4 protein-coding genes are annotated in these 10,582 nt (G+C 34.3%); 2 read left to right on the top strand and 2 right to left on the bottom strand.

Annotated elements, in window-relative coordinates; genetic code table 11:
• Window positions 1-15 precede the first annotated feature (15 nt).
• Entirely contained in the window at window positions 16-6,693 is a 6,678-nt protein-coding gene (locus Q0891_RS15890) for a LamG-like jellyroll fold domain-containing protein (protein WP_299103244.1), read from the top strand.
• Between the two features lie 115 nt (window positions 6,694-6,808).
• Here Q0891_RS15890 and Q0891_RS15885 read toward each other — a convergent pair whose 3' ends face one another.
• On the bottom strand, window positions 6,809-7,330 hold the full coding sequence (locus Q0891_RS15885; protein WP_299103242.1) for a hypothetical protein: 522 nt from the start codon (window positions 7,328-7,330) through the stop codon (window positions 6,809-6,811).
• Window positions 7,331-7,332: 2 nt separating this feature from the next.
• Window positions 7,333-7,710: a bacillithiol system redox-active protein YtxJ gene (ytxJ, locus tag Q0891_RS15880; protein ID WP_299103241.1), complete on the bottom strand. Its 378-nt coding sequence runs from the start codon at window positions 7,708-7,710 to the stop codon at window positions 7,333-7,335.
• A gap of 253 nt (window positions 7,711-7,963) precedes the next feature.
• On the opposite strand from ytxJ, the gene clpB reads away from it, so the two are divergent.
• Entirely contained in the window at window positions 7,964-10,570 is a 2,607-nt protein-coding gene (clpB, locus tag Q0891_RS15875) for an ATP-dependent chaperone ClpB (protein WP_299103239.1), read from the top strand.
• Window positions 10,571-10,582: the final 12 nt, after the last annotated feature.

Genomic DNA, 10,582 nt, shown 5'->3' with positions numbered 1-10,582 from the left:
CCTTCGCTTACTGCAGTGGCTGATAGAAATGAAAACTTAGATACGAGCTGTGATTTTACTATTCCTGATTATACAACGTTAACTACGGCTAATGATAATTGTGCAACGCTAACCGTTACACAATCGCCAATTGCAGGAACTGTTATTAGTGGCGCAGGAACTGTGCAAACAATTACACTTTCTACTAACGATGGATCTAATCCTGTGGTGTCAACCATGTTTGATGTAACGCTTATTGATAATATTGCACCTACACTTTCTACAGTGGTTGATAGAAATGAAAACTTAGATACGAGTTGTGATTTTACTATTCCTGATTACACAGCCTTAACTATAGCTAATGATAATTGTGCCACACTTACCGTTACACAATCGCCTGTTGCAGGAACTGTAATCAGTGGCGCAGGAACTGTGCAAACAATTACACTTTTCACTAACGATGGATCTAATCCTGTGGTGTCGACCACGTTTGATGTCACGCTTATTGATAATATTGCGCCTACACTTACTGCAGTGGCTGATAGAAATGAAAACTTAGATGCAAGCTGTGATTTTACTATTCCTGATTATACATCCTTAACTACAGCTAATGATAATTGTGCGACACTAACCGTTACACAATCGCCTATTGCAGGAACTGTTATTAGTGGCGCAGGAACTGTGCAAACAATTACACTTTCTACTAACGATGGGTCTAATCCTGTGGTGTCAACCATGTTTGATGTAACGCTTATTGATAATATTGCGCCTACAGCTATCTGCAAAGATTTAACTATAACTTTAAATGCTTCAGGCAATGCTTCAATAACAGTTAATGACCTCAACAATGGTTCTTCTGATGCATGCTCTGCAGTAACTTTTAATGCTTCACAATTAAATTTTGATTGTAGCGATGTTGGTACAAATAACGTTATCCTAACCGTTTATGATCTCGCTGGAAATTCATCTGTATGCTCATCAACTGTAACCGTAATTGATCCTGCAGAAAATGCTTCAGTTAGTTTAACTGTTGATAATAATCCTATTTGCTCTGGGGAGAATTCTATATTTACAGCGACACCAACTAATGGTGGAGCTTCTCCAATCTATGAATGGTTTATAAACGGTGTTTCATTTGGAACCTCAGGAAGTAATACGTTTGCTCCTTTTACACCTCTCAATGATGCAGATGAAGTCTATGTTCAAATTCAATCTAACTTATCATCTTGTATTTTCCCAAAACAAAGTAATAGCATAACAATGAGTGTACGCCCTTTACCTATTGTAACAGGAGCATCTTCACTTTGTGTAGAAAGTACAACAACATTGACACCATCAACTTCTGGTTGGGTGAGTAACACTGCTTTTGCTACAGTAGATAATTCTGGAATTGTAACAGGTGTTTCTGCAGGAAATGCAACCTTTACGTATACAGATAGTAATGGTTGTAGTTCTGATATAACTATTTCAGTTAATGCCTTACCAGTGGTTACATCGCCAACGGCCATTTGTGTCAGCGAAACAAGTACTTTATCGCCAAGTACAGGAGGTACTTGGGTTAGTAATAATACTACTAGAGCAGCTGTAACATCTACTGGTATTATTACAGGGATTGCTCCTGGTTTTGTAACATTCACTTATACAGATTCTAGAGGATGTAGCACCACAACTTCTCCTGTAGAAATTTTACTTAAACCAATCATAACTTCAGTGACGGCCTCAGATAATCCTATTTGTAGCGGAGAATCAAGTATTTTAACAGCATCTGTTCAAGGCGCTGGGACTAACAATGATGTTATTGTAAATTATAATTTTAATACTGGTAGTAGTTTCGCAACATTAGATGGACAAGAAGTACCAGGTATAACGTCTAATGTCTCTCATGTTAATATGTATTATCGAACTGGTGCTGGAACTCCAACACAAGGTTCTGCATATATACCAGAAGGCATAGCTGGTAATTCATTAAGGCAACAAGATAATCAATTTGGAAATTCAGGCTATTGGAGGTTTACTCTTGGAGGTGCCAATATATCTACTTACCAAAACTTTTCATTATACTTTCAAACTAAGAGAGCCACAGAAGTAGGTGACGATAAGTATGTTAGTATTTATTACAGAGTAAACGGAACCGGAAATATAGTATTAATTGATAAAGTTTTAATTAACAATACATTATCTGCCACTCAATGGGAAGAAATTATTTATTCAATACCTGCTTTAGCTGATAACCCAAACCAATTGGAAATAATAATTGCAGCTAATGATGGCTATAGAGGTACGGATTTTAGTCAAAACCCAGATATTTCTATAGACAATGTACAGGTGCGAGCCTCTAACGTTCCTGATACTTTTACATACTCTTGGACTGGTAATACAGGTGTCAATGCTGGTTTACCTGTTGGCGCAGATATTCCGTCTAGTGCCAATAGTTCTATAACAGTAAACCCTGAAACTTCTACGCAATATACAGTAACAGCACATAATTCTAATGGATGTACTGAAACTGAAAATATAACAATAACAGTAAATCCTAGTCCTAAAATAGTTATTGCTGCAGAATATTGCCCTACCGACATTCTTTCTACACCCGAAGATGAAAGCAATATGGTACAATTAGTAGCGACTGACCTTAACGATAGTTCACCTTCCTCCACTACTTGGGAGTGGCAAACAACACCTGTTCAGTATGGAGACACTATCTACGTTAATAGTGCCGACTTTTACCAAGTTATTGGAACGTCAACAAATGGCTGCACGGAATCTGGAACAATTAGAGTTGCACAAGAACTAATTTTTAATGGCGACTTTTCAAATGCTGCATCAACAACCGATGGAGATTTTGGTCCAGATGTTATTGACAATTTAAATGCTATAGGTTTTGACTATGATGAGGACTACACTAATCCTTATGATAATGGTTATCGATATTTTGCAAATCCTATTATTCTTGACGATAATCATATTACCATAACAACAGACTCAGGGCCTTTAAATTCGAATTTTAGAAGTGTTGCCGATCATACATCAGATACAGATGCTCAATTTCTTGCTGTTAATGGAAGTAATGCAACGTTTGCTGCTTGGAGACAAGAAATAGAAGTTGAGCCTGGAGAATTATATTATTTTTCTGCTTGGGGAATTGATTTATCAGATCCATCTAATGCGTCTTTAAACCCTTGTGATTTGAGGTTTAGAATAAATGGAACGGAAGTTGGTCCAACTTTAGATTTAGTGACAGGAAATAGTGATTGGGAACGTATTTATGGTACATGGAACTCAGGAGCTAATACTACTGCAATTTTAGAAATCGTAAACATTAATTCTGCAGCCCAAGGAAATAACTTTGGTATTGATGACGTATCTTTTGCCACATTATCTACATTTATAACCTTAACATCTATTGCTGGTACAGACAATCAAACTATCTGCCAAAATACACCTATACAAGATATTACTTATGATGTAGGAGGTGGATTAAATGCGCCAAGTATTACTGGATTACCTGCTGGATTATCTACAACTTATGATGGATTAAAATTTACAATAACAGGAACTCCAACAGTGTTCGGAACGTACACATATACGTTATCAACAACTTCAAGTTGTGATGTAAAATCAGAGTCGGGAACAATTACAATAGATGAAGCTCCTGTAGTCGCTATTCAAAATATTGTCTCTCCTATTTGCTCCGCAGACGGAAGTATTGCAGTAAATGCAACTTTATCCGGTAGTGCATCTTCTGGTGCATGGACAACTTCTGGAACAGGTACATTTAGTCCTTCTGCAAATAGCGCATCAGCAACTTATAATTTTGGTTTTGGTGAAGTTGGTGTCACTACATTGACATTTACATCAAATACACCATTAACGACTTGTGCTGCGGCTACCGATTCTAAAGATTTTACAATTGTTGAAAGTATTATAGCCGATGCTGGTACTGATATTGATAACTCTTTAAGTGATTGTTCTAACACTACAGTCATTTTAGCCGCTAATAATGTTATTGGAGTTTGGTCTGTGACCTCGGGTCAACCTGCTAATTCTTACAATTTTTCTGATAGTTCAGCTTACAATTCAACTTTTACTGGAGAAAGTGGCGAAACTTATACACTACAATGGCAAGCCGCTAATACTACTCCTTGTAGTGATACAAGCGACACTATGACTATAATTTTTGCTGATTGCGGTAGTAGTCTTGTTTTTGATGGCACCGAAGATTATATCAATTTTGATAACAACTATGGATTAGAAAATAACTCTTTTAGTATAGAATCATGGATAAAAGTTGATAACATATTTGGAACAAAAACTATTCTTTCTAAAAGAGACAGTGGAACCTTAAGCAGCGGTTATGATTTAGGCGTATTTAATAATAGAATTAGATTTAAATGGAATAATCAGGTATTACAAGTTAATCAACCAATAAATTTTAATCAATGGTACCATATTGCAGTAACTTTTAATGGTGTAAATACATATACTATTTATGTAAATGGGTTTAATGTTCAAAGCACTTCTGCAGGGAATTCTCCGTTACCAAATACGAATAAAAGTATAATTGGAGCGATGGATACCAGCAACGGTAATCCTACTCATTATTTTGATGGTGCTATCGACGAAGTCCGAATTTGGAATACAGCTTTATCAGAAACTCAAATTAGAGAAATGATGAATCAAGAAATTGAAGCTGATGGTCCTAATGTAAAAGGTGTTGAAATACCTCTAGATATCTCGGGAGGTTTACAATGGAATAATTTAATTGGTTATTACCAAATGGGTACAGGTTCGCAATCGGTTGTTGCAAATGGATATATAGAAGATATTTCTACAACATCAGCTACGCAAGGTAAACTTAATAACATGACAACCATACAAGCCGAAACAGCTCCTATTCCATATGTTTCTGGATCAAATAATGTTTGGGACAATCAAGCTACATGGATAAATGGTTCCGTTCAACAAATACCTAATTCTAGAGTTAATAGTCACTCAGGAGCAGAACAAACTTGGAATATTGTAAGAACAACAACGGATGTTTTAGCAACTAGACCAACTAATATTTTAAGCAAAACTACCGTTCTAGGCTTGATTGTAGATAGTAATCGATTAAGTATACTTGGAGATCAGCAAATAATTGTAGATAAATACCTCAAAATTGATGGTATTTTAGATTTAGTGGATGAATCTCAATTACTTCAACCTGAAGGAAGTATCCTAGAGCCTACTAGCACAGGATATTTGGAACGCGACCAACAAGGGTCTAACAATGGCTATAATTATAATTATTGGGGAAGTCCTGTAAAAACAGCTGCAACCACATTTACATTAAGTAATATTCTATACGATGGTGCAGATGGTACAACTCCCGTTAATTGGATTACATCTTATGACGGAATTGCTTCTCCACTTTCGTTAAGCACAAGATGGTTATATATTTTTAATAATGGAGAATTTGAAGATTATACTGCTTGGAATCAGGTATCACAAAACGCTGCACTTAATGTAGGTCTTGGATTCTTAATGAAAGGTAGTAATACGGCAAGTCCAACTCAAAATTATACGTTTAGAGGATTACCAAATAATGGAACAATAACCAACTTTATTTCTGGTGGAACGCGATCTAGTTTAGTTGGCAACCCTTATCCGTCTGCTATTGATGCCAATGCGTTTATCGACGATAATGCTTCTGCTCTTTTAGATGGTACGTTAATATTTTGGGAACAATCACCAAACAGTACTTCTCATAACTTAGCTCAATATGAAGGAAGATATTCATATTACAATAAAACTGGAGGCCTACCTTCTACTATTCCTGTAGAGATAAACGGTCAAGGAACAGCTAGTAATACTCCAGAAAGATATGTACCAATTGCACAAGGTTTCTTTGTTAACGGAAGTTCTACTGGAGGAAATATTACTTTTAATAATGGGCAACGAATTTTTAAAACAGAAGCATCTGGTGAATCTGTATTTTTAAGATCTCCTAATAGTAATACCAATCAACAAAGTGTAAATGGTAATGCTATTAAGCGACTTAGAATGAGCTTTAAAACTCCTGAAGGTGCAAAAAGACATTTACTTTTAGGATTTACTAGTGATAATTCTGCAACAGATAGCATTGACTATGGTTATGATGGACTTAACTCTGATAACTTCCCAAGTGACATGTCATTCATCATTGAAGGTAATAAATATGTTATTCAAGGTGTTGGTGCATTTGATGTTGCTAAAACATATCCTTTAGATTTAACATTAGCAATACAAGGTAATATTGAAATTCAACTTGAGTCTTTAGAAAATTTCAATGCGTCTATTGATGTTTATATCTATGATGCTTTATTAGGAACATACTCTCGTTTTAACGAAAACAACTTTCAATTAAATTTAGAAGCTGGTAACTATACTGATCGTTTCTACCTAGTATTTCAAGAGGACACTTTGTTATCTACAATTAAGGAAGAAAGAGAAAAAATCAGTGTAAAATACTTGTTAGATTCTGATGAAATATTTGTTTCAACTCCGCAATCAATAGATGTAAAACAATTATATCTTATTAACGTAGCAGGACAAACAGTTGCTTCGTGGAATGCAACTAATATCACACTATCTCACGAAATTAGAATTCCAGTAAAAAACATTTCAGAAGGTACATATATATTAAAAGTAGAAACTGAATCCAATACCTTAAATAAGAAAATAATTATTCATTAATTATTAGAAGTTTCCACTAAGTAAAAAAGCACCTTTTATTCTGTAGAATAAAAGGTGCTTTTTTCTTTTAAAGACTTTATAACTTTGTAGGAAATACTTAATTGTAAGTATTTTATTAAGATTTCTTTTTACCAACTTTAAAAGACTGTTTAAAACGCTTACGCTTTTTTGTTTGTCGTACTGGCAAATTATCAATTTCTCTTTTAAGCTTTTTTAAATCTTCAATTAACTCAGATTTTACAAGTCGCTCTAATACTTCTTTACGTTTTATATAACTATAAATACAACCTATTAATAGCATAGTACTACCTGCAATCTCTATCGCTCCATTTGATATTACAGGAAACTGAGTGTATAAATTCATTCCTATTAATGGTTCCGTATATAAAAACTGATATAAACCGAGAATTAAGCAAAAGACACCTAAAATAAATAGTATAATAATGTTTGTGTAGATTCCTCGTTTAGTTTTACGTACAACATTCACTATATTTTCATCACTAACAATCTGATGACCAGCTTTTCTTTGTTCATTGATAAAGATTAAAAAAGCCTCGTCTAAACCATCAATAAAAACGCCATAATTACGTTTTTCAAGATCTTGTTTTGTTATTTTGTAAGTATCGTAAAAACTCAATATTAAACGTAACGTTCTAGTTCTACTTCATTAATACCACCATGACTAGCGTGTGCAACCACTACTCCATTCTTAATCACTAAAAGCTGCGGAGACTGATGCATAACTTGAAATTTATAACCAACCTCATTAGATACATCTCGATAACTCAATAAATCTAAATAATATAAATCTACATTATTTTCTACATCATAAGCTGAAACAAATTGCTTCATAACCATACTACTAATTCCGCAACGCGTAGAGTGCTTAAAAATAAGCTGAGTCTTAGTAGCAGATAGCTTTACAATAGAATCTAACTGCGAAACATCAGTTAATGCTTGCCACGGTAATATCTTCTCTTCCTTAGGTTCGGACGAACCAAATAATTTTTTAAACATATTTTCTCTTTTCTTTTCTATAAAGTTCGATAACTATAGTCGCTGACAAAATTAAAATCTTACAATCTGACGAAACGTCACTTTTAAAAATATTAAATCCGACATTTTGTCGTTTAATTCTTACAATTATCAAATGGTAAGATTATTGACTAAATATAATCAAACAATAGTAATAAATAGCATTATAAATATCGTCTAAAAAATCATATTTAGTAGGTGAGATTCTGATAATGACAAATAAAATATAATAAAGATGAATTTTAATAATTATACAATCAAATCGCAAGAAGCCATACAGCAAGCTCAGCAACTTGCTCAAGGTTTAGGTCATCAACAAATAGAAAACGAGCATATATTTAAAGCTTTATTTAATGTTGACGAGAATGTTTTACCATTTCTGCTTAAAAAGCTTAATGTGAATATATCCATGCTACAGCAAATTTTAGAAAAAGAATTAGACAGTTTTCCTAAAGTTACTGGAGCAGATATAATGATATCTCGCGAGGCGAGTAAGACCTTAAACGAATCCTCAATCATTGCTAAAAAAATAAATGATGATTACGTTTCAATAGAACATTTAGTTTTAGCCATTTTTAAGTCTAAAAGTAAAATCGCGCAAATTTTAAAAGACCAAGGCGTAACGGAAAAAGGCTTAAATGCTGCAATTGAAGAATTAAGAAAAGGTGATAGAGTAACGTCTCAAAACCAAGAAGAGACTTATAATTCTCTTAATAAATATGCTAAAAACTTAAATCAACTTGCAGAAGATGGTAAATTAGATCCTGTAATTGGTAGAGATGAAGAAATAAGAAGAATACTTCAAATCTTATCTCGTAGAACAAAAAACAATCCAATTTTAGTTGGTGAACCAGGAACTGGAAAAACAGCCATTGCAGAAGGTTTAGCACATAGAATTATCGATGGCGACATCCCAGAAAATCTTAAAGACAAGCAAATTTTTGCTTTAGATATGGGCGCACTTATTGCAGGCGCAAAATTTAAAGGTGAATTTGAAGAACGACTAAAAGCCGTAATTAAAGAAGTTACTGAAAGTAACGGTGATATTGTTTTATTTATAGACGAAATTCATACACTTGTTGGTGCTGGTGGTGGACAAGGCGCAATGGATGCTGCTAATATTTTGAAACCTGCTTTAGCACGTGGCGAATTAAGAGCTATTGGAGCAACAACTTTAGATGAATACCAAAAATATTTTGAACAAGACAAAGCTTTAGAGCGACGTTTTCAGATGGTAAAAGTAGATGAACCAGATACTGAAAGTGCCATTTCTATTCTACGTGGTATTAAAGAGAAGTATGAAGCGCACCACAAAGTAAGAATTAAAGATGAAGCTATTATTGGCGCTGTAGAATTATCGCAACGTTATATAACAAATCGTTTTTTACCAGACAAAGCTATTGACTTAATGGATGAAGCTGCTTCTAAATTGCGTATGGAAATTAACTCTAAACCAGAAGAGTTAGATGTATTTGACCGTAAAATAATGCAATTAGAAATTGAACATGAAGCGATTAAGCGTGAAAAAGATGAAACCAAATTGAAAAGCTTAAAGGCAGATTTGGCAAATCTTAAGGAAGAGCGAAATGAACTGAATGCTAAATGGAAATCTGAAAAAGAAGTTGTAGAAAACGTTCAAAATATAAAGCAAGAAATAGAAAACTATAAACTTGAAGCTGAACGTGCAGAACGCGAAGGCGATTACGGAAAAGTTGCAGAAATCAGATATGGAAAAATTAAAGAGGCTAATGAAAAATTAGAGAAATTTCAGATTGAATTAGCAGAACAGCAAGACACTTCCTTAATTAAGGAAGAAGTTAATTACGAAGACATTGCAGATGTCGTGGCTAAATGGACAGGTATACCTGTAACAAAAATGCTGCAAAGCGACCGTGAAAAACTTTTAAAACTTGAAGATGAATTACACAAACGTGTTGTTGGCCAAGAAGAGGCTATTGAAGCCGTTAGTGATGCTGTACGTCGATCTAGAGCAGGACTTCAAAATCCACAAAAACCAATAGGAACCTTTTTATTTCTAGGAACTACTGGTGTTGGTAAAACAGAACTTGCAAAGGCATTAGCAGAATATCTATTTGATGATGAAAATGCTATGACGCGTATAGATATGAGTGAATATCAAGAACGTCATGCCGTAAGTCGTTTAGTAGGTGCGCCTCCTGGATACGTTGGGTATGATGAAGGTGGACAATTAACAGAAGCAGTGCGAAGAAAACCATATTCTGTAGTTTTATTAGATGAGATTGAAAAAGCGCATCCAGATACATTTAATATTTTATTACAAGTATTAGATGAAGGCAGACTAACAGATAACAAAGGTAGAATTGCAGATTTTAAAAACACTATTATAATTATGACTTCTAATATGGGAAGTCACTTAATACAGGAGCGTTTTGAAGCTACTAAGGATATACCTTCTGCTATGGAAGCTGCAAAAGTTGATGTTCTCGCCGTTTTAAAACAAAGTGTGAGGCCTGAGTTTTTAAACCGTATCGATGATACTATTATGTTTACTCCGCTTTCTAAAGAGAACATTGTAGATATTGTAGGTTTACAACTAAAAGGCATCACTAAAATGATAGCAAAACAAGGTATAACTTTTGATGCTACACCGGAAGCTGTAAGCTATTTGGCTGAGAAAGGTTATAATCCAGAGTATGGTGCAAGACCTGTAAAACGTGTGATACAAAAAGATGTGCTCAACCAGCTAAGTAAAGAAATACTAGCAGGAAAAGTGACAACTGATAGCATCATTTTGTTAGATGAATTCGATGGACAACTAGTCTTTAGAAATCAAGGTGATTTAGTTGCAGAAGAATTGTAACAAATAGTATAA

The sequence above is a fragment of the uncultured Winogradskyella sp. genome, assembly GCF_947498005.1.
Taxonomy (GTDB): domain Bacteria; phylum Bacteroidota; class Bacteroidia; order Flavobacteriales; family Flavobacteriaceae; genus Winogradskyella.
Note: the sequence above shows the minus strand (reverse complement) of the source record. Positions and strands in the feature narration are given on the sequence as shown.